The following is a 24,939-nucleotide window of genomic DNA, read 5'->3' as shown; positions in this document are numbered from 1 at the left end:
ATGGTCCGGGAACCGAAGCCGCCGAACCGGTGGCTGCCCCATGACCCGGATCGAAAACGTCACGGCGTTCAGCGCCGCCGAAACCGCCGCCATGGAGGCAGCGCTCGAAGCAGCCGTGCAGGGTCCGCGCGGAGCGAATCCGCTGGTGGGCGCCGTCGTGATCGATGCGGCCGGCCGCCAGTTGGTGACCGGGTACCACCGCGGCGCCGGCACACCGCACGCTGAAGCGGACGCCATCACCCAGGCTGAGGCCGCAAGGCTGGACCTGAGCGGCTGCACGATGGTGATCACGCTGGAGCCCTGTGACCACAGCGGCCGCACGGGGCCCTGCACGCAAGCGATCATTCGTGCCGGAATCACGGACGTGGTCTACGCCGTCGACGATCCGCATGACCCTGCGGCGGGCGGCGCGGCCACCCTCCGGAACGCCGGGGTGCAGGTCCGCAGCGGGCTCGCTGCCGGCGAGTCGTTCGAGTTGAACCGTCAGTGGTTCCTGGGAGTGGCCGCACAACGCCCGTTTGTGACGCTGCACATCGCCCAGACGCTGGACAGCCGGATCGCCGCCGAAGACGGCACGAGCCAGTGGATCTCCTCGCCGGAGTCGCTCGCTGACAACCACGGGCTCAGGCGGCGGATTGACGCCATTCTCGTGGGGACCCAGACCGTGCTGGTGGACAACCCCCGGCTGTCAGCCCGGGACGAGTCCGGGGCGACATCGGGCAAGCAGCCGCTGCGAGCCGTGATGGGCCTGCGCGACATTCCGGCCGACGCAGCCGTCCGCGGTGATGACGGTAACGTGCTCCACCTCGCCACGCGGGATCCGCGGGAGGCGCTCTCGCTCCTTTATGCGGAGGGAGTCCGCCACGTCATGGTGGAAGGCGGCTCACGCATCCTCAGTTCATTCCTGGCCGCCGGGCTTGTGGACGAACTCATTGTCTACGTTGCCCCCACCCTGCTGGGCTCCGGAACTCCCGCCCTCAACGGACTGGGAATCACCACCCTCGCGGATGCCCGGCACTGGGCCTGGGACCCCTCCGACGGCGGCGCCGTCCTGACCCTGGGCCGGGACCTGAGGCTGCACCTCCGTCCAGAACCAACCGAAGCTCTTGAACCACAACTATCCCGCACTGCCGCGGAACCAGCCATGGGAGGCTACTGATGTTTACCGGAATTATTGCCGAGCAGGGACAGGTCCTGTCCGTGGAGCGCGACGGCGATGCCAGCGCAACGCTCCGCCTCCACGCGCCCGGCACCACCGAAGGGCTCGGACTGGGCGGGTCCATCGCCGTCAATGGAGTCTGCCTGACGGCCACCGCAATCGAGGGCAAAGAGTTCAGCGTTGATGTGATGGGCGAAACCCTCGTCCGCAGCACCATCGGCGAACTTGCCGCCGGTGACTCGGTGAACCTTGAGCGTTGCGTCCCCGCCGGCGGCCGCCTGGACGGCCACGTCGTCCAGGGCCACGTCGACGGCGTCGGGCAGCTGCTGGAGCGCGAGGCGCTCGGCAACTGGGAGCGCCTCCGCTTCGGTGTGCCGGCCAACCTCGCCCGCTATATCGCGGAGAAGGGCTCCATCGCCATCGACGGCGTCTCGCTCACCGTCACGGCGGTCAGCCCCGCCGCGGAGCCGGAGCCATGGTTCGAGGTGGGGCTGATCCCCACCACGCTGGCCGAGACCGGCCTGGGGGCCAAGGCAACCGGCAGCAGGGTCAACCTTGAAGTCGACGTGCTGGCCAAATACACCGAACGGTTGCTGGCATTCAGCACCGGCGCAACCATCGGGGGAGAACGATGAACGCCACCGTCCGGCTGGAGCCGGCCGCGGACGCCCGCCCGGTGCCTAGCGCAACCTTCGGACTTGACCCCGTGGAAGATGCCATCCGCGCCATGGCCGCCGGCCGGCCCGTGCTGGTGGTGGACAACGAGGACCGCGAAAACGAAGGCGACATCATCTTCGCCGCACAGCATGCCACCCCCGCCCTCATGGGATGGACCATCCGCTACAGCTCCGGCGTCATCTGCGTCCCCCTGACGGGGGAGCGCGCCGACGCCCTGGCGCTGCCGCCCATGGTTGCAGTGAACCAGGACGCGAAGGGCACCGCGTACACCGTTTCCTGCGATGCGGCGGTGGGTGTCAGCACCGGAATCTCCGCCACGGACCGGGCCCTCACGGCCCGAGTCCTTGCAGACCCCGGGGCCGAACCGGCGGACGTGACCCGGCCCGGGCATATTTTCCCGCTCCGGGCAGTTAACGGAGGAGTGCGTGAACGCCCCGGCCATACCGAAGCGGCCGTGGACCTCTGCCGGCTCGCCGGATTGGAGCCCGTGGGCGTGATCGCCGAGGTTGTGTACGACGACGGTGAAATGATGCGGCTCGACGGGCTGCGGGGATTCGCTGCTGAACACGGGTGCCCCCTGATCTCGATTGAGGATCTGGTGGCCTACCTTGAAGCAGGAGCCGGGGCTCCCGCCGACAGTGACACCGGGCCGGACGCCCGGGCGGAGTAGAGGAGTAATGATGACGGCTTCCGGAGTATCGGACGACAGCCACCAGAATGACCACCATCAGGGGGCGGCCGGCAATGGCCGGGCCCACCACCCCGTGAGCGGCGGTCCGATTGTGCAGCTGCCCACGGCATTTGGCGATTTCATTACCCAAGCGTGGACAGACCTGGTCACGGGCGCCGAGCACCTTGCGGTGAGCTCGCCCAACCCGCCCAAGGATGGCGTTGCTCCGCTGGTCAGGCTGCATTCCGAGTGCCTGACCGGCGACGTCTTCGGCTCCTACCGTTGTGACTGCGGCGAACAGCTGGCCTATGCCCTGGAGCTGATCAACGAGTTCGGCGGCACGCTGCTTTACCTGCGCGGGCAGGAAGGCCGGGGGATCGGCCTGGCCAACAAGATCAAGGCCTACGCCCTCCAGGAAGCAGGCTTTGACACCGTGGAGGCCAACGAACAGCTGGGTCTGCCGGTGGACGCCCGCTGCTACAAGGCGGCCGCCCAGATCCTGGCCGAGATGGGCCTCCACGAGATCCGGCTCCTGAGCAACAACCCGGACAAAAAGAACAGGCTCGCCAAAGCGGGTGTGAAGGTGGTGGAAATGGTGCCCACCGAGGTGCCGTCCCGCGACCAGAACATCCGCTACCTGCAGACCAAAAAGGACCGCATGGAGCACCGGCTGACGCTGGACACACACATTGTCACAGTGCCAAGCGGCGCTGCCGACGATTTCGACCACGACCAAAACTGAACGGATCAGATTCACGCATGAGCGGACACGGCGCACCAGATATTGACCTCACTACCCTCAACCCGGCGGAAACGTCGCAGCTGCGGCTGGCCATTGTGGCAGCCAGCTGGCACACCCAGATCATGGAAGGACTCCTGGAGGGTGCCCTGCGCGCCGCCAAAGACGCGGGCATCAGCGAACCCACCGTACTGCGCGTTCCGGGGGCCTTCGAGCTTCCCGTCGCCGCCGCGCGGCTGGCACCGCACTTTGACGCAGTGGTGGCCCTCGGCGTCGTGATCCGCGGCGGCACGCCGCACTTTGAATACGTCTGCCAGGCCGCGACGTCGGGACTGACCGATGTCAGCGTCTCCACCGGCGTGCCAGTGGGGTTCGGCGTGCTGACCTGCGATACGGAGCAGCAGGGACTGGACCGCGCGGGCCTGCCGGGCTCCAGCGAGGACAAGGGCCACGAAGCAGTGACGGCAGCCCTGGCCACCGCAGTCCTCCTCAAGCAATACAAGTAGCAGCCCGCGGACGGGCGCGGTGTGTGTTCGCTCACATCGCGCCCGTCATGCAGCGGCCCGAAAGGCGCCCCCGGGCAGGCAGCAAGTAGGCTGTAGGGCGTGAAGAATTTCGAGACGCTGTTCGCTGAACTGAGTGAGAAGGCAGCCACCCGCCCGGCAGGCTCCCGCACCGTCGCTGAATTGGAGTCCGGAGTCCACGGCATTGGCAAGAAAGTCGTGGAGGAAGCAGCCGAAGTCTGGATGGCCGCTGAGTACGAATCCGATGAGGCCACGGCCGAGGAAATCTCCCAGCTGCTCTACCACCTGCAGGTTCTGATGCTCGCTAAAGGCCTGACCCTGGAAGACGTCTACAAGCATCTGTAGCCACTGCAGCACCCGGCGGTCAACACTTGCCTGCCCGTGCCCTGCGTGGCCCGTTTGCCTGATCCATAGACCTCCCAACCAAGAAAGACCCCCATGCTGCGAGTAGCTGTACCAAACAAGGGCTCCCTGTCCGAAGCCGCCTCCGCCATGCTGTCCGAAGCGGGCTACCGCCAGCGCCGCGACACCCGCGAGCTGGTCATGATGGACCCGGACAACGACATTGAGTTCTTCTTCCTCCGTCCGCGCGACATCGCAGTGTACGTCGGACGCGGAACCCTCGACGTCGGCATCACCGGCCGCGACCTCCTGCTGGACGCCGAGGTGGAGGCCGAGGAATTGCTGCCCCTGGGCTTCGCTGCGTCCACGTTCCGCTTCGCCGGACCCGTGGGTGACTTCGCCGCGGCAGAAGAGCTGGAAGGCAAGCGCCTCGCCACGAGCTACGACGGCCTGCTCCGCGGCTACCTCGCCGAGCGGGGCATCAACGCCAAGGTGGTCCGGCTCGACGGTGCCGTGGAGTCTTCCGTGCGCCTGGGCGTAGCGGACGCCATCGCGGACGTTGTGGAAACGGGCAACACCCTCAAGGCCGCCGGGATGGAAATCTTCGGCGAGCCGATCCTCAAGTCAGAAGCTGTCCTGATCCGCCGCACCGGCGATGGCGGAGCCGCTAACGGCACCGCCAAGGAGATTGAAGTCCTGATCCGCCGCCTGCAGGGCGTCCTCGTGGCGCGCCAGTACGTGCTGATGGACTACGACATCCGTAAGGAACTCGTGGAACAGGCCGCCGCGCTGACTCCCGGCCTGGAATCACCCACCGTCTCACCGCTGCGCGACTCCGACTGGGTGGCTGTCCGGTCCATGGTTCCGAAAAAGGAAACCAACCGGATCATGGATGAGCTCTACGACCTCGGCGCCCGCGCCATCCTGGTCAGCAGCATCCACGCCTGCCGTATCTGAGCGTCCCGCCCGGTTCACTCCGCGCCGCAGAATCCACCCGAGAATTTCAGGAGTCCCCATGGCTGTAGCTGTACGAGTCATCCCCTGCCTCGATGTCGACGCCGGGCGCGTTGTGAAGGGCATCAACTTCGAGGGGCTCCGCGACGCGGGGGACCCGGTGGAGCTGGCACACCGCTACGACAATGCGGGCGCCGACGAACTGACGTTCCTGGATGTCACGGCATCCTCCGGCAACCGCGAAACCACCTTCGATGTGGTCCGCCGAACGGCCGAGGAAGTCTTCATCCCGCTGACCGTGGGCGGCGGTGTCCGCGGCGTCGCCGAGGTGGACAAGCTGTTGCGGTTCGGCGCGGACAAAGCTTCCATCAACACGGCCGCCGTGGCCCGGCCGGACGTCATCAACGAAATCAGCCGGCACTTCGGTTCGCAGGTGCTGGTCCTGTCCGTGGACGCCCGCCGGAGCCGCCCCGGGTCCCGGCCCACGCCGTCGGGGTTTGAAGTGACCACCCACGGTGGCCGTACGGGTACCGGGATCGACGCCATCGAGTGGGCCAGGGAAGCCGCCGACCGCGGCATCGGCGAAATCCTGCTCAACTCCATCGACGCCGACGGCACCAAGGACGGCTTCGATCTGGAACTGATCCGCTTGGTCCGGGCCGCGGTGAAAGTGCCCATCATCGCCTCAGGCGGCGCCGGGGAACCGGCTCACTTCCCGCCGGCCGTCGCCGCAGGAGCGGACGCCGTGCTGGCCGCGTCGATCTTCCACTGGGGACCGGACAACATGATGTCCCAGGTCAAGCAGGCCATCCGCGACGCAGGCTTCGAAGTCAGGTAATCCCACCCGCCGACCACAACGCGGGGTCACTTAGCGCCCATCCCTGAGGGGATTATGGGCGCTAAGTGACCCCGCGTTGCTGTAGTTAGAGGCCGACTTCGGCTGACTGGAGCAGGGCGACAGCGTCGGGCTGGCCTTCGAAGGTGACCAGGGCGTGGCGGGTCCGGCCGTGGGCGTGCATCAGCAGTTCGCCCGGCTCACCAACGATCGCCACCGAAACGGGTGCCCGCTTGGCGACGTGCCGCGGCCCGGACGGGCGCACCAGGACAATGCCCAGGTCGACGCCGCGGTAAAGGATGGCTGCCCGTTTGATCAGCTCGTCCCAGAGGGCGTCCGAATAAGCCTCGTCGAGGGCGCGCGGCGCCCAGCGGTCCACAGCCCGGCGGATGTCCTCGGTGTGGACGAAATATTCGATCAGGTTGGAGCTCTCGTCCAATGCCTTGATGTTCATGGGGGACAGCGCCGGCGGGCCGCCGCGGAAGGTGTTCACCAGGCCGGTGTAGTCGTCAGGGGTCTTCAGCTTCGCCGCGAGCTTGGCGGTGGCCTTGTCCGAAGCCTTGGACAGGCTCTTGATGATGAGGCCCAGCCCCACGGCCGCCTTGCGTTCGCGCAGGTAAAGGTGCGCGGCAAGGTCCCTGGTGCGCCAGCCTCTGCAGAGGGTAGGGGCATCAGGACCGGCCGCCAGCAGGGTTTCGGCCAGGACTTCTCGGGACGGTTCGACGAAATGCATCACTTGTGAAACTAGCACGAGAGCAGGGAGGTTGGGCAGCAGAACCGCCAGCCGATGGGTGCCCTTGTTCACACACTTGGTGTATGCCTGATTGTGCATATTCAGGGACCGCTGATCAGGCACTAGACTTGGTCTGATGTCTGAGCAGCCCGCCTCCGCCCCCGTAATTGTCCCGGCCCCCGCCACAAGCCCGCTTCCGCCCGCCGTCGCGGACGCACTGAAGCGTGACGGCGCCGGGCTCGTAGCCGCCGTCGTACAGCAGTTCGATACGAACGAGGTGCTGATGCTGGGCTGGATGGACGACGAAGCGCTGCACCGCACCATGACCAGCGGCCGGGTCACGTTCTATTCCCGCTCCCGCCAGGAGTATTGGCGCAAGGGGGACACCTCCGGCCACGTCCAGTGGGTCAAATCGGTTGCCGTGGACTGCGACGGCGATGCCCTCCTGATCCGCGTAGACCAGGTCGGCGCGGCATGCCACACCGGCACCCGGACCTGCTTCGACGGCAGGGACCTGGAAGTCCAAACCGGCGAGGCGCTCTGATCCACGGCCCGTGGGCGGATGACCGGCCCGCAGGCACACACTTTTTGGCAGCAAAGACTGGCGCCGTTCCACACCCGGCGACATTCACGAGGCGACACACAAGAACAGGCGGCGAAGCATAGCCATGCAGGACCTTGGAATCATCAGCCCGGGCCTCGAGGAGTTCCGCGAACTCGCCGGCAACAGCCGGGTCATCCCCGTCACGCTCAAAGTGCTGGCAGACGCGGAGACCCCTATCGGCCTCTACCGGAAGCTTGCCCAGGGCCAGCCCGGCACGTTCCTGATGGAGTCCGCGGCGGTGGGCGGCACGTGGTCGCGGTATTCCTTCATCGGCGCGAAGTCCCGGGCAACCCTGACCACCAAGGACGGCCAGGCGCACTGGCTGGGCCAGCCCCCTGCCGGTGTGCCCCTGGCCGGCAGCCCTGTGGACGCCATCCGCGACACCATTGAAGCGCTGCGGACCAGCAGGTTTGACGGCCTGCCGCCCTTCACCTCCGGACTTGTCGGCTTCCTGGGCTGGGAGACTGTCCGCCATTGGGAACGGCTGACCAGCCCGCCGGAGGATGACCTCCACCTGCCCGAGATGGCGCTGAACCTGGTCACAGACATGGCAGTGCACGACAACCATGACGGCACCGTGCTGCTGATCGCCAATGCCATCAATTTCGACGGCAGCTCCGACCGCGTTGACGAGGCCTGGGACGATGCCGTGGCACGGGTCAAGGCCCTCCTCACCCGGATCAGCACGCCCGTGGCCCAGCCGGTTTCCGTGCTGGAACCCGCCGCCCTGGATTTCGCCTCCAGCGTCGAGGAACGGTGGGACGAACCCTCCTACCTGGCCGCACTTGACCGCGGCAAGGAAGCCATAGTGGACGGCGAAGTGTTCCAGGTGGTGATTTCACGCCGCTTTGAGATGGAGTGCGGAGCCTCGCCCCTGGACGTGTACCGGGTCCTGCGCAACACCAACCCCAGCCCGTACATGTACATCTTCAGCCTCGAAGACGCCGACGGCCGGGAGTACTCGATCGTGGGGTCCTCACCCGAGGCCTTGGTGACGGTGACCGGTGAGGAAGTCATCACCCACCCGATCGCCGGTTCACGGCCCCGTGGCAAAACCGTGGAGGGAGACAAAGCCCTCGCTGAGGAACTGCTGGCCGACCAGAAGGAACGCGCCGAACACCTGATGCTCGTGGACCTCTCCCGCAACGATCTGTCCAAGGTCTGCGTCGCGGGAACCGTGGACGTCACCCAGTTCATGGAGGTGGAGCGGTTCAGCCACATCATGCACCTGGTCTCCACTGTGGTGGGCAAGCTGTCCCCGGACGCCAACGCCTACGACGTCCTGAAAGCTACCTTCCCCGCAGGCACCCTGTCAGGTGCCCCGAAGCCCCGGGCACTGCGCCTGCTGGACGAGCTTGAACCGCACCGACGCGGCATCTATGGCGGCGTGGTGGGCTACCTCGACTTCGCCGGCGACATGGACATGGCCATTGCCATCCGCTCGGCCCTTCTCCGCGAAGGACGCGCCTACGTCCAGGCCGGTGGAGGCATCGTGGCGGACTCGGTGAACCCCACAGAAGCGCTGGAGACCGTGAACAAGGCGGCCGCTCCACTACGGGCCGTGCACACCGCCGGATCGCTGCACAACATTGCGGCGGAATCGCTCCCAGGCACCTCTCACATCAGCGACTTCGGCACCGCCGGCGAAAGCCAGGGCGCCGAATGACGCCGGCCTGGGCCAGGAAATCCACGCTGGTACTACTGATCGCCGTTCTTGCGCTGGCCGTCTTCGGTGCCACCACGCAGACCTGGATGACTGTCAGCCTGGACGCCAACCAGGTGGGCCAGGCCGCGGGGGACCAGAACACCCTTCCGGTCCAGGGCAGTAAGGCCGCCACGGCAGTGACGGCTCTGGCCGTCGTGGCCCTGGCGGGCGGACTGGCAGCATCCATCGCCGGAAAGTTCGCGCGGTGGGTCATCACCGCCCTCATCATGTTGGCTTCAGTAGGCATCATTGCCGCGGCCGCCACAGTGCTGGCTGACCCGCTGGGCGCCGCGCAGGGCTCCATCGCCGCTGCCACCGGGGTCACCGGCGGCCACGCGGAAGTGGCTGTTACCGTGTTTCCTGTCCTCGCCGTCGTCGCCGGTGCCCTGCTGGCGCTGGCCGCCCTGCTGATCATCCCCGCTGGCCGGCATTGGAAGTCGCGGACCAAATATGACGCGGCCACGTACGGGGCGCCCGCCGGCAGCACGGCGGCCGCCACCGGTCCGGTGGACGAGATCGACAGCTGGGACCGGCTCTCGCGCGGCGACGACCCCACCTGAACCCCCGCTCGCAGCCAAACCCGAGCATCCCGCTAAAACCTGAGTACGGTCTGCCGATGGGCAGGTCACGGCCAAAAAATGGCAGAATGTAAGCAGTATTCATCCCGAGGAGATTCACATGAGCAAAGCACCCGCTTCCGTATCGAAATCAGGCACCCGGACCGTTGCCCCCGGCGTTGTTGACCACAGCCAGGAACTCGGCCACGGCAACAGCCCCGCGGCCTGGACCTGCGTGATCGTTATGCTGGTCGGCGCCCTCATCGCGTCCATTGCCTTTGTCATCGCCAACACCCCCATCTTCATCGCCGGCGCAGCCGTGATGGTCGTCGGCCTGATCCTGGGTTACGTCATGCGCAAGGCCGGCTACGGCGTCGAAGGCAGCAAGCTGAAGAGCTCCGGCCACTGATGGCGACCGTTCTCGATGACATCAATGCCGGTGTCAGGGAGGATATGGAGGCCAGGAAGCGTCTCGTGTCGCTGGCGGAACTGAAGGACCGGGCTGCGGCCGCGGCACCCGCCCGGGACGCCTGGTCGGCCCTCGGCGGCACCGCGGCGCAGCGGGACCAGCTGAAGGTCATCGCGGAAATCAAGCGGCGCAGCCCGTCCAAGGGCGACCTCGCCACCATCGTGGATCCGGCATCGCTGGCAGAGCAATATGCGGACGGCGGCGCAGCCGTGATCAGCGTCCTCACCGAACAGCGGCGCTTCAAGGGTTCCCTTGCGGACCTGGACGCCGTCCGTGCCCGCGTGGACATTCCGCTGCTCCGCAAGGATTTCACGCTCGACGAGTACCAGATCTGGGAGGCCCGCGCCCACGGCGCGGACCTGATCCTGCTCATCATGGCCTCGCTCTCGGACAGCCAGCTCCGGGACTTCAGCGCGCTCAGCCGCGAACTTGGCATGAACGTGCTGGTGGAGACGCACACGGAAGAGGAAATCGAACGTGCTGTGGCGGCTGAGGCGCGCATCATCGGCGTCAACGTGCGCAACCTGAAGACGCTCGACGTCGACCGTTCGGTTTTCGCCTCACTCGCCGGAATGATTCCTGCCGAAGCGCTGGTCATCGCCGAATCCGGTGTGCGCGGCGTGGACGACGTGACGCACTACGCCGCCAACGGAGCCAACGCCATCCTGGTGGGCGAGGCCCTGGTCAGCGACTCAACGCCGCGTGACCGGATCGCCGAATTCACGGCGGCCGGCGCTGCCGCCATCGCCGCCCGGGCCTAGTCCGGGCACCCGCCGGCCCTGGTGCCGGCGGCACAACACTTCCGAACGATCAACTGGAACAGGACGGTGAGACTGATGGTTGACGCACCCTCAGAAAACGCTGACAACAATGCTGCGGACGCTTTCCTGCAGGGCGGCTCGCTGAAGCACGCCCCGGGGCCGTACTTCGGCGGCTACGGCGGGCGCTGGATGCCGGAATCGCTGATCGCCGCCCTGGACGAGCTCGAAGACACCTTTGAAAAGGCCAAGGCAGATCCCGAATTCCTTGCCCAACTCTCCGACCTGAATAAGAACTACTCCGGCCGCCCCTCGCTCCTGACCGAAGCCAAGCGGTTTTCCGAGCACGCCGGCGGCGCCCGGATCTTCCTGAAGCGCGAAGACCTCAACCACACCGGATCCCACAAGATCAACAACGTCCTGGGCCAGGCCCTGCTGGCCAAGCGCATGGGCAAAACCCGCGTGATCGCCGAGACCGGTGCCGGGCAGCACGGCGTTGCCAGCGCCACCGCCGCCGCGCTTCTTGGCCTGGAATGCGTTGTGTACATGGGCGCTGAAGACTGCCGCCGGCAGGCGCTGAATGTCGCCCGGATGCAGCTGCTAGGCGCCACCGTGGTGCCGGTGGTGAACGGTTCGCAGACCCTCAAGGACGCCATCAACGACGCCCTCCGGGACTGGGTCAGCAACGTGGACAACACCCACTACCTGCTGGGCACCGCCGCCGGGGCGCACCCGTTCCCGGCCATGGTCCGTTTCTTCCACGAGGTCATCGGCGAGGAAGCCCGCGCCCAGATCCTGGAGCAGACCGGCAAACTGCCCGACGCCGTCTGCGCCTGCATCGGCGGCGGTTCCAACGCAATCGGCATCTTCCACGGATTCCTGGATGATCCGTCCGTGAAGATCTACGGCTTTGAAGCCGGCGGCGACGGCGTGGACACCGGCCGGCACGCAGCAACGATCACCCTTGGCAAGCCGGGCGTCCTGCACGGCGCACGCTCCTACCTCATGCAGGACGACGACGGCCAGACCATCGAGTCGCACTCGATTTCGGCAGGCCTGGACTACCCGGGTGTTGGCCCAGAGCACGCGTACCTGGCCGATATCGGACGCGTCAGCTACGAGCCCATCACCGACAGCGAAGCAATGGATGCGTTCAAGCTGCTGTGCCGGACAGAAGGCATCATCCCAGCCATCGAGTCCTCACACGCCCTCGCGGGTGCCATCAAGGTTGGCAAGCGCCTCACCGAAGGCGCTGCTGACCCGTCCGAAACGGTGATCATCGTGAACCTTTCCGGCCGCGGCGACAAGGACGTTGAGACCGCCGCGGAATGGTTCGACATGCTCGATGAGGAGGGCAAGGTCAAGGGCACCAACCTGTCCACCCGCAAGCCCAAGGGCCCTGCCGACCGGGCAGAAACTGAAGCAGTTCCCGCGACAGCCGCTCCTGCCAGCAGTGCCACGGACAACAACGAGGACCAGAACTGATGACTGAACAGACGGCCAGCAAGTCCGCCGCCGCCATCGACCGTGCACGGGACGCCGGGCGCTCAGCGCTCGTGTGCTACCTGCCTGCCGGGTACCCGGACGTCCAGGCCACCATCGACGCCGGCATTGCCATGGCGAAGAACGGTGCCGACCTGATCGAAATCGGCATTCCCTACTCGGATCCGGTCATGGACGGCCCTGTCATCCAGGCCGCCACCACCGAAGCCATCGCCAACGGATTCCGGGTCGAGAGCGTCTTTGACGTTGTCGCCGGCATCACGGCAGCCACCGACGTCGCCGTACTGGTGATGACCTACTGGAACCCCGTGGTCCGAATGGGTGTGGACGAGTTCTCCCGCCGGCTGGCCGAGGCCGGGGGAGCAGGGCTCATCACGCCTGACCTCATCCCGGACGAAGCCTCGGAATGGTTCGCCGCCTCGGACAAGTACGGACTGGACCGCGTGTTCCTCGTGGCGCCGTCCTCCACTCCGGAGCGCCTGGCCATGACGGTCAAGGCGAGCAGGGGCTTTGTGTACGCCGTCTCCATCATGGGCGTGACGGGTACCCGCCAGGCTGTCAGCAGCAGCGCGGAGAAGCTCGTTGCCGACACGCATGCCGCCGGCGCCGAACGCGTGTGTGTGGGACTCGGTGTCTCCAACGCCAGCCACGTCCGCGAGATTGCAGCGTACGCAGACGGTGTCATCGTTGGCACCGCGCTCGTTGCCGCCATCCGTGACGGGGGAGTCCCCGCCGTCGCGGACCTCACCCGGGACCTGAGCGCCGGACTCGTCAGGGAAGAAGCCTAACCACCATGCAGATCCTCCTTCAGGCCGCCGCCCTGGTGCCGGCCAGCATCCCCAGCCCGGACTGGTCCGGCTTCGACATCCCACTGCCGTGGGGGACTCTGCGGATCCATGCCTATGCCCTGTGCATCCTCGCCGGGATCATCGTCGGTCTGTGGCTCACGTCCGTCAGGTGGGCCCGCCGCGGTGCGCCCGAAGGCAGCGTATGGGACATCGTCATCTGGGCGATTCCGTTCGGCATCATCGGCGGCCGCCTCTACCACGTGGTTTCGTCCCCGGACGCCTACTTCGGGCCCGGCTTCGACGGGACCGGGGACCTGTGGCTCATCCCGCAGATCCAGCGCGGCGGTCTCGGAATCTGGGGTGCCGTGGTTCTGGGCGTCCTGGGCGCCTGGATCGGCTGCCGCCGGTCCGGTGTGAAACTCACCGCCTTCCTGGACGCCGCGGCGCCCGGACTGCTGCTGGCCCAGGCCGTTGGCCGATGGGGTAACTACTTCAACCAGGAACTCTTTGGCGGGCCCACCACCCTGCCGTGGGGCCTGCAGATTGATGCGGACAATCCCAATTTCCCGGCCGGCATGCCGGTGGAGACGCTCTTCCATCCCACGTTCCTGTATGAGTCGCTCTGGAACATTGCCGGCGTGCTCATCCTGCTGGCACTGGACCGCCGATTCCACTTCCGCCGTGCCCGGCTCTTCTGGCTCTACGCCATGTATTACACCCTGGGCCGGGTCTGGATCGAAGCGATGCGGATCGACGACGCCGAACAGATCAACCTGTTCGGCATCACCACCAGGCTCAACGTCTGGACCAGCATTTTTGTCTTTGTGGCAGCGCTCATTGTGTTCGTACTCCTGGGATTGAAGGGCCGCCCGGAACCGGACACACCTTTCCTGGCTGGTCGCGAGCCGGCAGGAGACGATGCCATGGACGCCTCGGGGGCAGAAAAGGCACCGGTCCGCGATGCGGACTCTTCTGTCTCAGATAGTGAATCGCGTGATAATCTCCCAAATAACCAAAATGGTGCCCGGATCCCTTCCACCCCAACGGAAGAGGAACCGGCACTCCGGGACGGCGACAAGCCTGTACCGGAGTCGCCGGTAACCGGAAGTTCCCGCCACAAGGCAACGGAATCCGCGCCGGAGGCTGGCACAAGCAAGTAGGACGCCAGCACGGCAGGGTAGCAGAGTCAACGCTCGGAGCGCCCACACACCACAGCGTCGTGGCAACAGGGCCCATCCGGCCAGCAGACAGCAGCTGGCCGGTCAAGTCCGGGTCAGTGGCCTGCGTAACTGTTAGTTCAGCAGGCCCGGCTGGCCTACAATTTCCAGTAAATAACACTTTGTTGTGCCCATCACAGAGGCGCTGACGAGTGGGGCCAACGGTGTCCCTTCCATACGCACGATCAGGAGGAAGGACGTCTCCCCATGAGCCAAACTCTTCACACTCCCAGCTGGTCCGAACCGGACCAGCCGGTGGCTGCCATGTCGCCGTTTAAGCGTTTCGCTGCGCTGCCCGAGGCCCGGGGTCTGTACAACCCAGAGAACGAAAAAGACGCCTGTGGCCTGGCGATCATTGCCACGCTCCGCGGCGAGCCCGGCTATGACATTGTCGACGCCGCCCTGACCGCGCTCCGCAACCTGGAGCACCGCGGTGCTGTGGGTGCCGACGAGGGAACCGGTGACGGTGCCGGCCTGCTGATGCAAATCCCGGACGAGTTCTTCCGCGCCGTCACAGAATTCGAACTCCCCGCACCGGGCCAGTTTGTTGCCGGTACCGCCTTCCTCCCTGCCGAGCAGCGCGAAGCCGACGCCGCCAAGGCCGGCATTGAAGGCCTTGCCGCCGATGAAGGCCTGACCGTGCTCGGCTGGCGCGAAGTGCCCATCGTCGCAGACCTCGTCGGCGCCATGGCCCGCGCCTGCATGCCCTACTTCTCACAGCCCTTCCTTGCCTCGGCAACCGGCGAGGAACTGGACCGCAACGAGCTGGACTCACGCGCCTGGCGGATCCGCAAGCGTGCCCAGAACAAGTTCGGCGTGTACTTCCCGTCGCTGTCCTCGCGCACCATCGTCTACAAGGGCATGCTCACCACGGCCCAGCTGGAGCCGTTCTACCCGGATCTCTCGGACAAGCGATTCAAGACCAAGCTGGCGATCGTCCACTCGCGCTTCTCCACCAACACGTTCCCGTCCTGGCCGCTGGCCCAGCCGTTCCGCACCATCGCCCACAACGGTGAGATCAACACCGTCAAGGGCAACCGGAACTGGATGCGCGCCCGCCAGTCCCAGCTCGCCAACCCGCTGCTGGGTGACTCCCCGGAAGAGCTGTACCCCATCTGCACGCCCGGTGCGTCAGACTCCGCGTCCTTCGACGAAGTCGCCGAGCTGCTCTGGCTCTCCGGCCGTCCCATCACGCACTCGATCATGATGATGATCCCCGAGGCCTGGGAAAACCACGCCACCATGGATCCGGCGCGGCGTGCGTTCTACGAATACCACTCCCTGCTCATGGAACCGTGGGACGGCCCCGCCGCCGTCTCCTTCACCGACGGCAACCTCGTCGGCGCCACCCTGGACCGCAACGGCCTGCGCCCTGGACGCTACTGGATCACCGAAGACGGGTTGATCATCTTCGCCTCAGAGGTGGGCGTGATCGACGTCGAACCCTCCAAGGTGGTCAAGAAGGGCCGGGTTTCCCCGGGCAAGATGTTCCTGGTGGACACCGACGCCGGCCGCATCATCGACGACGAAGAGGTCAAGGCCGAGGTCGCTGCCGCGAATCCTTGGGCCGAGTGGGTCAAGGACAACCTGATTGACCTCAAGGACCTCCCCGAGCGCGAGCACGTGGTCCACACCGCCGCGTCCGTCAACATCCGCCAGCGGACCTTCGGGTACACCACCGAAGAGCTTAAGATCCTGCTTGGTCCGATGGCCCGCACGGGCGCCGAACCGCTGGGCGCCATGGGCTCCGATACCCCGGTGGCTGTGCTCTCCAAGCGTCCACGGCTGCTCTTTGACTACTTTGTGCAGTCCTTTGCGCAGGTTACCAACCCGCCGCTGGATGCCATCCGTGAAGAGTTGGTCACGTCGCTGACCTGTGCCATCGGCCCGAACGGCAACCTGCTGGACACCAAGCAGGTCCGCCAGCCGCAGGTCATGCTTCCGTTCCCGGTGATCAACAACGACCAGCTCGCCAAGATCGCCAACATCGAAACGCCCGACGGCGACCGTGTGGCCATGAAGGTCCGTGGCCTGTACCGCCCCGAAGGCGGCGAGAACGCCCTGCGTGCCCGGCTCACCGAGATCTGCGAGCAGGTGTCCGGCGCGATCAACCGCGGCGTGCAGTATGTTGTGCTGTCCGACCGCGACTCGAACGCGCAGTGGGCCCCGATTCCTTCCCTGCTCCTGGTCAGCGCTGTGCACCATCACCTGCTGCGCAGCGCCAACCGCACCAAGACCGCCCTGGTGGTCGAGGCCGGCGACGTCCGCGAGACGCACCACGTTGCTGTCCTGATCGGATACGGTGCCTCTGCCGTGAACCCGTACCTGGCCATGGAGTCCGTGGAACAGCTCATCACCGCCGGTGACGTTATCGGGGTCACGCCGCAGGACGGCGTCTACAACCTGATCAAGGGCCTCGGCAAGGGCGTCCTGAAGATCATGTCCAAGATGGGCATCTCTACCGTTGCGTCCTACACCGGCGCGCAGACGTTCGAGGCACTGGGCCTCGGACAGGAACTGGTGGACGAATTCTTCGCCGGCACGCATTCCCAGCTGGGCGGCGTGGGCCTGGCCGTCATCGCCGCCGAAGTTTCGGCACGGCACCAGATGGCCTACCCCGAAGGCGGCATCGAACTGCCGCACCGTCCGCTCCTGGGCGGCGGCGAATACCAGTGGCGCCGCGACGGTGAGCCGCACCTGTTCAACCCGGAGACTGTTTTCCGGCTGCAGCACGCCACGCGTGAGCGCCGCTATGACATTTTCAAGGCGTACACCAAGGGCGTGGATGACCAGTCCGAGAACCTGATGACCCTGCGCGGGCTGCTTAAGTTCAAGAACGACCGTCCTGCTGTTCCGTTGGAGGAAGTGGAGCCCGTCTCCAGTGTCGTGAAGCGTTTCTCCACCGGCGCTATGAGCTACGGGTCCATCTCGAAGGAAGCCCACGAGACCCTCGCGATCGCCATGAACCAGCTGGGCGCCAAGTCCAACACTGGCGAAGGCGGCGAAGACGTGGACCGGCTGCTTGACCCGAAGCGCCGCTCTGCTGTTAAGCAGATCGCGTCGGGCCGGTTCGGCGTCACCAGCCTGTACCTGACCAACGCTGATGACATCCAGATCAAGATGGCCCAGGGCGCCAAGCCCGGCGAGGGCGGCCAGCTGATGGCGCAGAAGGTGTACCCGTGGGTTGCGCGGACGCGCCACTCGACGCCCGGCGTCGGCCTGATTTCGCCGCCGCCGCACCACGACATCTACTCCATCGAGGACCTCGCGCAGCTCATCTACGATGCGAAGCGCGCCAACCCCTCGGCCCGTGTGCACGTCAAGCTCGTCTCCGAAGTGGGGATCGGCACTGTGGCGTCGGGTGTCACCAAAGCGAAGGCCGACGTCGTACTGGTCTCCGGCCACGACGGCGGAACCGGAGCGTCCCCGCTGAACTCGCTCAAGCATGCGGGTGTGCCGTGGGAGCTCGGGCTCGCTGAGACGCAGCAGACGCTGATGCTCAACGGCCTGCGCGACCGTGTGGTGGTCCAGGTGGACGGCCAGCTCAAGACCGGCCGCGACGTTGTTATCGCCGCGCTGCTCGGCGGCGAGGAGTTCGGTTTCGCCACCGCCCCGCTGGTGGTGGAAGGCTGCATCATGATGCGCGTCTGCCACCTGGACACCTGCCCAGTGGGTGTCGCAACGCAGAACCCCGAACTGCGGGCCCGCTTCACCGGCAAGCCCGAATTTGTGGTCAACTTCTTCGAATTCCTGGCCGAGGAAGTCCGCGAGATCCTCGCGGAACTCGGTTTCCGGAGCATCGAAGAGGCGATCGGCCATGCCGAGGTCCTGGATGCCCGCGAGGCGATCAACCACTGGAAGGCCGACGGCCTGGACCTGGATCCGATCCTGCACGGGCTCGAGTTCGACGACGATGCTCCGCTGCGCAACATGACCTCGCAGAACCACGAGCTGGACAAGCACTTTGACCAGCGGCTGATCACCATGGCCACTGAGGCACTGACTGACCGCAGCCCCGTGAAGATCGCCGTGGACGTGATCAACACGGACCGCTCGGTGGGTACCATGCTGGGCCACACCGTGACCAAGACGTTCAGCACGGACGTGCTGGCGCCGGACACCATCGACATCACGCTGACCGGTACCGCGGGACAGTCGCTGGGCGCCTTCCTGCCCGCCGGTATCACGCTGCGCCTCTTCGGTGACTCGAACGACTACGTGGGCAAGGGCCTTTCGGGCGGGCGGATCATCGTCCGGCCGGACCGCACCAACGTGTTCAAGGCCGAAAGCAATGTCATTGCCGGCAACGTGATCGGCTACGGCGCCACGAGCGGTGAGATGTTCCTGCGGGGCCAGGTGGGCGAACGCTTCCTGGTGCGCAACTCCGGAGCCACCGCAGTTGTTGAAGGCATCGGCGACCACGGCTGCGAGTACATGACCGGCGGGCAGACACTGATCATCGGCCGTACCGGACGCAACTTCGGCGCCGGCATGTCCGGCGGCACGGCTTACGTGCTGGACCTGCAGACCACCCAGGTCAACAAGGACGCCTTGCAGTCCGGCGAACTCCAGCTCGTTGAACTTGACGCCGAAGACCGGGACATTGTCCACGGTCTGCTGGTGAAGCATGTCGAGGAAACGGAATCGCTCCATGCTGCCCGTTTGTTGGAGAACTTCGACGACACCGCTGCCCGCATTACCAAAGTGCTGCCGCGCGATTACGCGGCAGTTCTGCAAACCCGTCTGGACGCCATCGAAGAGGGCCTTGACCCCGATGGCGAAGAAGTATGGGCTCGAATCCTGGAGGTAACCGGTGGCTGATCCACGCGGATTTCTTAAAGTACGCCAGCGTGAAACGCAGCCGCGCCGCCCCGTTCCGGTCCGCATCATGGACTGGAAGGAAGTCTATGAGGCCCAGGAAAAGGGTGTCCTGAAGGCGCAGGCCGGCCGCTGCATGGACTGCGGCGTGCCGTTCTGCCACCAGGGCTGCCCGCTGGGCAACCTCATCCCCGAATGGAACGACCTCACCTGGCGGGACAAGGGCGAGGAAGCGATTGAGCGGCTGCACGCCACCAACAACTTCCCCGAGTGGACCGGCCGGCTTTGCCCGGCACCGTGTGAGGCGTCCTGCGTGCTGGGGATCAACCAGCCTGCGGTGACCATCAAGCAGGTTGAAGTCTCCATCATCGACGAAGCGTTCGAAAACGGCTGGGTCAACCCGCTGCCCCCGACGCGCCTGACCGGAAAGACCGTTGCCGTCGTCGGCTCCGGCCCTGCCGGCCTGGCCGTGGCGCAGCAGCTGACCCGGGTGGGCCACACCGTCGCGGTGTACGAGCGTGACGACAAGATCGGCGGCCTCCTCCGCTACGGCATCCCCGACTTCAAGATGGAGAAGGAGCAGGTGGACCGCCGCGTCGAGCAGATGAAGGCGGAAGGCACCCGCTTCCGCACCGGCGTCGCTGTGGGCACCGACGTGACGTGGGAGCAGCTGCGACGCCGCTACGACGCCGTCGTGGTTGCCACCGGCGCCACCATCCCGCGGGACCTGCCCATCCGGGGCCGCGACTTTGAAGGCGTGCACTTCGCCATGGATTACCTGGTGCCGGCCAACCGCGTTGTCGCGGGGGAGACGGTGGAGAACCAGATCCACGCCAAGGGCAAGCACGTGGTGATCCTGGGCGGCGGCGATACCGGGGCTGACTGCCTTGGCACCGCGCACCGCCATGGAGCCGCGTCGGTGACCACCCTGGCCATCGGCAAGCAGCCTCCGGCCGAACGTGCCGGGCACCAGCCCTGGCCCACATTCCCCACCCTGTTCGAAATGGCCAGTGCCCACGAGGAAGGCGGCGAGCGGACGTACCTCGCCTCCACCGTGGAGTTTGTCGGCGAGAACGGCAAGCTCACCGGCGTCAAGGTTGCCGAAACGGAATTCGTTGACGGTAAGCGGCTCCCGAAGGCCGGCACCGAACGGATCATCCCGGCGGACCTGGTCTTCCTGTCGCTGGGCTTCACCGGAGCCGAGCCTGCGGGCATCACCGAGCAGGTCAGCGCCGAATTCGACGGGCGCGGCAACGTGACCCGCGACGGGTACTACATGACCAACACGGAGGGCATCTTCGTGGCCGGTGACGCCGGCCGCGGGCAGTCGCTCATTGTGTGGGCCATTGCTGAGGGCCGGGCCTGTGCCGCCGCCGTGGACAAGTTCCTCATGGGCAGCACCATCCTGCCGGCGCCGGTGGCTCCGACGGACCGGGCCATCACGGTTCTCTGACGCCAGTCAGTTGGCCGCGGATTAACCTCCACAACAACTTAACCAATGCAGGACACTACTAGGGTAGGTATATGAGACGCGCTAAGATTGTGGCCACTTTTGGCCCGGCAATTGCCAGCTTCGAGAACACGCTCGCGGTGTTGGAAGCCGGTGTGGATGTTGCCCGGATGAACATGAGTCATGGTGACTATTCCGTGCACGACAACACCTACGAGAATGTCCGCAAGGCAGCAGCCCAGCTGAGCAAGCCGGTGGCAATCATGGCTGACCTGCAGGGCCCCAAGATCCGTCTTGGGCGCTTTGTGGACGGCCCCCACGCCCTGGCCGAGGGTGACATCTTCACCATCACCACCGAAGACGTTCCGGGCACCAAGGAGGTCTGTTCCACCACGCTGAAGAGCCTCACCGAGGACGTCAACGTGGGGGATGCCCTGCTGATCGACGACGGCAAGGTCGCCCTGCGGGCGATCGAGGTCGACGACGTCAAGGTCGTTACTGTGGTAACCGTCGGCGGGATGGTGTCCAATAACAAGGGCATCAACCTTCCGGGCGTTGCGGTCAACGTCCCGGCGCTGAGCGAAAAGGACGAGGACGATCTCCGCTGGGCCATGCGCCGCGGTGTTGACCTGGTTGCCTTGTCGTTTGTCCGCGACGCCTCCGACATCGTCCGTGTGCACGAGATCATGGACGAAGAAGGCCGCCGTGTGCCGGTCATCGCCAAGATCGAAAAGCCGCAGGCAGTGGAGCAGCTCCACGAGATCATCGACGCCTTCGACGCCATCATGGTGGCCCGAGGCGACCTCGGCGTGGAACTTCCCCTTGAGGAAGTGCCGATCGTGCAGAAGCGCGCCATCGAACTGGCACGCCGCTGGGCCAAGCCGGTCATCGTGGCCACCCAGGTCCTGGAATCCATGATTGACAACCCGCGGCCCACCCGTGCGGAAGCCTCCGACTGCGCCAACGCCGTCCTCGACGGGGCCGACGCCGTAATGCTCTCCGGCGAGACCAGCGTGGGGAAGTACCCGATCGAAACCGTCAAGGTCATGGCCCGGATCATCGAGTCCACCGAGGTCCACGGCCTGGAGCGCGTCCCGCCGCTGGGCACCAAGCCTAAGACCCGTGGCGGCGCTATCACCCGCGCGGCCGTCGAAATCGCCGACCAGCTGGAGGCAAAGTACATCTGTACGTTCACCCAGTCCGGTGACTCGGCACGCCGCCTGTCACGCTTGCGTCCCATCCGGCCGGTGTTCGCCTTCACCCCGGTGGAGCACGTCTGGAACCAGCTGGCACTGACCTGGGGCATCCAGCCGGTGCTGGTCCCCATGGTGGGCCACACCGATGAGATGACCGCCCAGGTTGACCGCAGCCTGCTCGAAATGAAACTCGTCGAAGACGGTGACCTCGTGGTCATTGCCGCCGGTTCCCCTCCCGGAAAGGCCGGCTCCACCAACTCGCTGAAGGTGCACAAGGTGGGTGACCTCGCCGACACCACTGGCCTTGGCGAGGCGGCTGGAAACAAGGAAAAGCTCGGTCCCTGGCCGGAAAAGAAAAAGAAGGCCTAGGCTTCAAGAGAACAAAAGGGGAGGATCCCCGCCAGCTGGCGGGGATCCTCCCCTTTTTGTCTGCCTGTCTGTTTGTTTGCTGTTTTGCTGCTGCCGGTGGCTAGTTGACCTGGTTGATAATGGTCTCGGCAACCTCGCGCATGCTGAGGCGGCGGTCCATGGAGGTCTTCTGGATCCAGCGGAAAGCTTCCGGCTCCGTCAGGCCCATCTTGGTGGTCAGCAGGCTCTTGGCGCGCTCGACGAGCTTGCGGGTGGCGAATTGCTCCTGCAGGTCCGACACTTCGCTTTCGAGGGCCTTGATTTCCTCGTGGCGGGAGAGCGCAATTTCCAGGGCCGGGATGAGGTCGGCCGGGGTGAAGGGCTTGACCACGTAGGCCATGGCGCCGGCGTCACGGGCGCGCTCCACCAATTCCTTCTGGCTGAAAGCCGTCAAGAGGACTACGGGGGCGATGCGGGCCTTGACGATTTTTTCGGCTGCGGTGATGCCGTCCATTATCGGCATCTTGACGTCCATCAGGACGAGGTCCGGCTTGAGTTCCTCGGCGAGCTGCACGGCCTTCTCGCCGTTGTCTGCTTCGCCCACCACGTCATAGCCTTCGCCGCGCAGGATCTCGATGATGTCGAGTCGGATGAGGGTTTCATCCTCGGCCACAATGACGCGGCGCGCCGGCGGGGACGTGGGTTTTGACTCCGTCTGTTCAGTCACGGGATCTCCTTGGAAAGGTACGTCGGGAACATCACCATCTTAGGTGCGCCCGCGGCCGTACTTTGATCTACATGGTCTATTGCGGCGTCAGCGGCGCGATTCTGGAATTCAGCCTATCTGCATGTAGAGTAATTCCGCGTACGGGAAGCGATCGCGTTGCTCACAATCAGCTGTGGGCGTACCGGTTTGCACAACGTATTCCGCGCCCGAGTGGCGGAATTGGCAGACGCGCCGCACTCAAAATGCGGTATCGAAAGGTGTGTGGGTTCGAGTCCCACCTCGGGCACAGTGTTTCCGCAGGTCAGAGGTGTTTTTCTCTGAAATTGGCACTTTTCCGTGTGCACAATGTGCACACTCTTGCCTCTGACCTGGTTCTCGGGGGTGTGTGGGTTCCCGGGCCCCTGTTCGGTTGTGTGGGGGAGTGGGTTCAGTCCGGCCAGCCGGGTCCCGACTGAACAGACTCCCTCTGGGAGTTCATCCTTGGTCCTTCCCGTTGGTTTCGTCTTCACCAGTCCATGGCGGCTAGGGCCGGAGACAACATGACCTGCTGACTATTTGTGGCCCTGGATCGTGGCTGACGGCCAGTTCCGATATAGCTGTTCTGACTCGTTCACGTCGGAATGTCGGTGACGGAGGCCGCGGCCCCCATGCGGCTCCTCGCTTGGGTCGTGAACGTGGCCATTGAACAGGCCCCCACGGCCAGGAATATTTCATCTCCAAACCTAAACAGCGGCTCCAGGTCTGTCTCCGCCGAGACGCGGCTCCTCAATTGAGCCCACCAAGCCATGAGGATATCGAGCAGGGATGAACGCCACGTGCTGCGCCTCGTGATCCTCCCACCGGTAACCACCAGTTCTCAGGATGGTCTTCAACGAAACGGTGAGACTGGTCCTTCACTCACGGGTCACTCAATCCGACTATTCCCGATCATCTTTGGGTAGCGCTCACCCAACAGGTCCGGGAGATTGTCGTAGGTTCCTCTTGCCCGACGGGCAGCTGACAAAGCTCGCCGCCCGTCATCAGGCGCACGGTGACGACGGTTCCTATGACCAGCCAGAAGGACGCGCCGATGCCAAACGCGGCCATGGCCGCACTATGGGCGTGGACGGTTGAGAATCCGATGCTGGCAACGAAGAATCCGCGCACGACGGGCAGCAAGTAGCCGGGATGGATGGATTGCATGGATACCCCGCCGGTGATCCAGTGAGCGAGGAGCTGGGCAGCGACGATGGCAAGGGCGGCAATGAAGGCCGTGCACAGTCAGGCGCCCCATGGCGGCAGATACTGGCTGCAGTGCGACGAAAGCAGGATCCCCACCAGTGGGATGAAGGATGCAAAGGGCCCCGCCAGTTGATGTCTCAGGTCGGCCCGGAATGCTCCTCTTCTGCGAAGGCCACGGAACACGTAGACGGCGGTCAGGACCAGCCACAGAGAGCTGGCTGCTCCGTAAAGAATTTCCTCCGGCCATACCGGGGATCCGAGAGAGCTCCTCGCGGCCGACCAGCCGCCGCCGAGACCGGCAAGCGCCAAGGGAATGCCGAAGCGGCTCAAAGCCGGCCTTCCCGAAGGGGTGGCCGGGGACAAGGCGCGACCCTGAGATGTAGGCGTCAGCGCAACATCGGTACCGGTATCAGTCATCATGTCAGGGCGCCCGGTTGGTGGGTGAAGATGAGCAGCGTGCTCGTCGCCGTGGCGAGGAGCTCTCCACTGGCGGTGCTGAGGTGGCCTTCGGTGAATATCACGCGCGAGCCGGATTTCACGACTGACCCCTCTGCGCGAAGAGCACCCTTCTGGAGCGTGATGGGTCGCAGGTACTTGACCGTCAGGTCGATGGAGGTGTAGCCGATCCCTGCTTCCAGCGTACTGTGTGCTGCGCAGCCGAGCACCGTGTCGAGGAGCGTGCAGGCCAGCCCGCCGTGCACGTTTCCGAGGGGGTTGTAGTGCGCTTCTCCCGGCCAGCACTCGAACTCGACGTGTCCGTACTCCGCATCGACGAGATCGAAATTCATGAGGGAAGCGATCGGCGGCGGCGAAATGCTGCCGTCGCGGAGGCCGGAAAAGTAGTCCAGACCAGACAGTCGTGGCAGTTGTTCGAGCGCCATTGCTGGATCCCTCCAGGTGAAGGTTTCCGAGCGTTCCGCTGACGTGTTGGTTGACATAGGGGT

24 protein-coding genes and 1 tRNA gene are annotated in these 24,939 nt (G+C 65.4%); 20 read left to right on the top strand and 5 right to left on the bottom strand.

Going from position 1 to position 24,939, the window contains the following annotated elements; translation table 11 throughout:
• Positions 1-40: 40 nt before the first annotated feature.
• From ribD to hisF, 8 genes are all read left to right on the top strand, one after another.
• Positions 41-1,159, top strand: coding sequence for a bifunctional diaminohydroxyphosphoribosylaminopyrimidine deaminase/5-amino-6-(5-phosphoribosylamino)uracil reductase RibD (ribD, locus tag ACQCSW_RS12810; protein ID WP_426986409.1), 1,119 nt, complete (start codon positions 41-43; stop codon positions 1,157-1,159).
• On the top strand, positions 1,159-1,794 hold the full coding sequence (locus ACQCSW_RS12805; RefSeq protein ID WP_426986407.1) for a riboflavin synthase: 636 nt from the start codon (positions 1,159-1,161) through the stop codon (positions 1,792-1,794). Before ribD ends, ACQCSW_RS12805 begins: the two co-directional genes overlap by 1 nt.
• On the top strand, positions 1,791-2,507 hold the full coding sequence (ribB, locus tag ACQCSW_RS12800) for a 3,4-dihydroxy-2-butanone-4-phosphate synthase (RefSeq protein ID WP_426986405.1): 717 nt from the start codon (positions 1,791-1,793) through the stop codon (positions 2,505-2,507). The genes ACQCSW_RS12805 and ribB overlap by 4 nt, the downstream gene beginning before the upstream one ends.
• Positions 2,508-2,517: 10 nt before the next feature.
• Positions 2,518-3,249, top strand: coding sequence for a GTP cyclohydrolase II (ribA, locus tag ACQCSW_RS12795; protein WP_426986403.1), 732 nt, complete (start codon positions 2,518-2,520; stop codon positions 3,247-3,249).
• Between the two features lie 17 nt (positions 3,250-3,266).
• On the top strand, positions 3,267-3,752 hold the full coding sequence (ribH, locus tag ACQCSW_RS12790; RefSeq protein WP_426986401.1) for a 6,7-dimethyl-8-ribityllumazine synthase: 486 nt from the start codon (positions 3,267-3,269) through the stop codon (positions 3,750-3,752).
• 99 nt (positions 3,753-3,851) lie between these two features.
• Positions 3,852-4,115: a phosphoribosyl-ATP diphosphatase gene (locus tag ACQCSW_RS12785; RefSeq protein WP_056345618.1), complete on the top strand. Its 264-nt coding sequence runs from the start codon at positions 3,852-3,854 to the stop codon at positions 4,113-4,115.
• A 93-nt stretch (positions 4,116-4,208) separates the two neighbouring features.
• Positions 4,209-5,069, top strand: coding sequence for an ATP phosphoribosyltransferase (gene hisG, locus ACQCSW_RS12780; RefSeq protein ID WP_058929289.1), 861 nt, complete (start codon positions 4,209-4,211; stop codon positions 5,067-5,069).
• A 58-nt stretch (positions 5,070-5,127) separates the two neighbouring features.
• On the top strand, positions 5,128-5,904 hold the full coding sequence (gene hisF / locus ACQCSW_RS12775; RefSeq protein WP_426986398.1) for an imidazole glycerol phosphate synthase subunit HisF: 777 nt from the start codon (positions 5,128-5,130) through the stop codon (positions 5,902-5,904).
• A gap of 85 nt (positions 5,905-5,989) precedes the next feature.
• Here the strand turns inward: hisF and ACQCSW_RS12770 are convergent, their stop codons facing one another.
• Positions 5,990-6,634 (bottom strand): TIGR03085 family metal-binding protein, encoded by a 645-nt coding sequence (locus ACQCSW_RS12770; RefSeq protein ID WP_160678849.1) that lies wholly within the window; start codon positions 6,632-6,634, stop codon positions 5,990-5,992.
• 136 nt (positions 6,635-6,770) lie between these two features.
• Here ACQCSW_RS12770 and hisI point away from each other — a divergent pair, with 136 nt between their 5' ends.
• The 11 genes from hisI to pyk all read left to right on the top strand — a co-directional run bounded on the left by hisI (position 6,771) and on the right by pyk (position 22,068).
• Positions 6,771-7,178 (top strand): phosphoribosyl-AMP cyclohydrolase, encoded by a 408-nt coding sequence (gene hisI, locus ACQCSW_RS12765; protein WP_426986396.1) that lies wholly within the window; start codon positions 6,771-6,773, stop codon positions 7,176-7,178.
• A gap of 124 nt (positions 7,179-7,302) precedes the next feature.
• Positions 7,303-8,904: an anthranilate synthase component I gene (locus tag ACQCSW_RS12760; RefSeq protein ID WP_426986394.1), complete on the top strand. Its 1,602-nt coding sequence runs from the start codon at positions 7,303-7,305 to the stop codon at positions 8,902-8,904.
• Entirely contained in the window at positions 8,901-9,503 is a 603-nt protein-coding gene (locus tag ACQCSW_RS12755) for a Trp biosynthesis-associated membrane protein (RefSeq protein WP_426986392.1), read from the top strand. The genes ACQCSW_RS12760 and ACQCSW_RS12755 overlap by 4 nt, the downstream gene beginning before the upstream one ends.
• A 118-nt stretch (positions 9,504-9,621) precedes the next feature.
• Positions 9,622-9,909, top strand: a complete 288-nt coding sequence (locus ACQCSW_RS12750) for an HGxxPAAW family protein (RefSeq protein WP_426986390.1) — start codon at positions 9,622-9,624, stop codon at positions 9,907-9,909.
• Entirely contained in the window at positions 9,909-10,730 is an 822-nt protein-coding gene (gene trpC / locus ACQCSW_RS12745) for an indole-3-glycerol phosphate synthase TrpC (RefSeq protein WP_426986388.1), read from the top strand. The genes ACQCSW_RS12750 and trpC overlap by 1 nt, the downstream gene beginning before the upstream one ends.
• Before the next feature lie 75 nt (positions 10,731-10,805).
• Positions 10,806-12,212 carry a tryptophan synthase subunit beta gene (trpB, locus tag ACQCSW_RS12740; protein WP_426986386.1) on the top strand — a complete coding sequence of 469 codons (1,407 nt, stop codon included), beginning with the start codon at positions 10,806-10,808 and terminating at the stop codon, positions 12,210-12,212.
• On the top strand, positions 12,212-13,018 hold the full coding sequence (gene trpA / locus ACQCSW_RS12735; RefSeq protein ID WP_056345641.1) for a tryptophan synthase subunit alpha: 807 nt from the start codon (positions 12,212-12,214) through the stop codon (positions 13,016-13,018). Before trpB ends, trpA begins: the two co-directional genes overlap by 1 nt.
• Positions 13,019-13,023: 5 nt before the next feature.
• The gene (gene lgt, locus ACQCSW_RS12730) at positions 13,024-14,178 is read left to right on the top strand and encodes a prolipoprotein diacylglyceryl transferase (protein WP_426986384.1); all 1,155 of its coding nucleotides are present in this window, start codon (positions 13,024-13,026) and stop codon (positions 14,176-14,178) included.
• Positions 14,179-14,442: 264 nt separating this feature from the next.
• Positions 14,443-19,056 carry a glutamate synthase large subunit gene (gene gltB / locus ACQCSW_RS12725; protein ID WP_426986382.1) on the top strand — a complete coding sequence of 1,538 codons (4,614 nt, stop codon included), beginning with the start codon at positions 14,443-14,445 and terminating at the stop codon, positions 19,054-19,056.
• Positions 19,049-20,506 carry a glutamate synthase subunit beta gene (locus ACQCSW_RS12720; protein WP_111907028.1) on the top strand — a complete coding sequence of 486 codons (1,458 nt, stop codon included), beginning with the start codon at positions 19,049-19,051 and terminating at the stop codon, positions 20,504-20,506. Before gltB ends, ACQCSW_RS12720 begins: the two co-directional genes overlap by 8 nt.
• A gap of 71 nt (positions 20,507-20,577) precedes the next feature.
• A complete protein-coding gene (pyk, locus tag ACQCSW_RS12715) occupies positions 20,578-22,068 on the top strand; it encodes a pyruvate kinase (RefSeq protein WP_426986380.1) in 1,491 nt (496 codons plus the stop codon).
• Between the two features lie 100 nt (positions 22,069-22,168).
• Here pyk and ACQCSW_RS12710 read toward each other — a convergent pair whose 3' ends face one another.
• Entirely contained in the window at positions 22,169-22,774 is a 606-nt protein-coding gene (locus ACQCSW_RS12710) for an ANTAR domain-containing response regulator (RefSeq protein ID WP_426986378.1), read from the bottom strand.
• Between the two features lie 204 nt (positions 22,775-22,978).
• On the opposite strand from ACQCSW_RS12710, the gene ACQCSW_RS12705 reads away from it, so the two are divergent.
• A tRNA-Leu gene (locus ACQCSW_RS12705) sits at positions 22,979-23,060 on the top strand.
• A gap of 641 nt (positions 23,061-23,701) precedes the next feature.
• Here ACQCSW_RS12705 and ACQCSW_RS12700 read toward each other — a convergent pair.
• The 3 genes from ACQCSW_RS12700 to ACQCSW_RS12690 form a co-directional block, all read right to left on the bottom strand.
• The gene (locus ACQCSW_RS12700) at positions 23,702-23,956 is read right to left on the bottom strand and encodes a hypothetical protein (protein ID WP_354167878.1); all 255 of its coding nucleotides are present in this window, start codon (positions 23,954-23,956) and stop codon (positions 23,702-23,704) included.
• 78 nt (positions 23,957-24,034) lie between these two features.
• Positions 24,035-24,412: a hypothetical protein gene (locus ACQCSW_RS12695; protein WP_426990692.1), complete on the bottom strand. Its 378-nt coding sequence runs from the start codon at positions 24,410-24,412 to the stop codon at positions 24,035-24,037.
• Positions 24,412-24,933 (bottom strand): PaaI family thioesterase, encoded by a 522-nt coding sequence (locus ACQCSW_RS12690; protein ID WP_354167873.1) that lies wholly within the window; start codon positions 24,931-24,933, stop codon positions 24,412-24,414. Before ACQCSW_RS12690 ends, ACQCSW_RS12695 begins: the two co-directional genes overlap by 1 nt.
• Between the last annotated feature and the right edge of the window lie 6 nt (positions 24,934-24,939).

Origin of the sequence: Pseudarthrobacter sp. Y6 (genome assembly GCF_050156205.1) — a bacterium.
Classification (GTDB): domain Bacteria; phylum Actinomycetota; class Actinomycetes; order Actinomycetales; family Micrococcaceae; genus Arthrobacter.
Note: the sequence above shows the minus strand (reverse complement) of the source record. Positions and strands in the feature narration are given on the sequence as shown.